Source organism: Neisseria sp. P0008.S004 (assembly GCF_051962755.1).
Classification (GTDB): Bacteria; Pseudomonadota; Gammaproteobacteria; order Burkholderiales; family Neisseriaceae; genus Neisseria; species Neisseria subflava_A.
Map to the genome: position 1 here is coordinate 1 of NZ_JBQCUZ010000058.1, position 251 is coordinate 251.

1 pseudogene is annotated in these 251 nt (G+C 53.8%); it reads left to right on the forward strand.

Annotation, left to right across the window (positions count from 1 at the left end):
• Positions 1-251, forward strand: a pseudogene (locus tag ACTHSW_RS10930) (hypothetical protein); the annotation flags it as partial.

Genomic DNA, 251 nt, shown 5'->3' on the forward strand with positions numbered 1-251 from the left:
ATAGCGGCATTCAGACGGTCTCTGTTTCTCAAGCATATGCGGATGACGCAACGGGCTGCGGGCAGCTTTATCCTGTAAATAGCTTCGAGAGTTTGTTCAGGCAGATGGCAGGCACGGTGCATAGTGCCTGTTTGCTTGATATGCCGCCTGAAGATTTAGCGAAAAAGTGGCAGATTCCCGTGTACCGGCGCTATCTGCGGCTTTCCGGCCGTTTGCGGCCTGACGGAGAAAAACAGGCGGTACTCAGATGG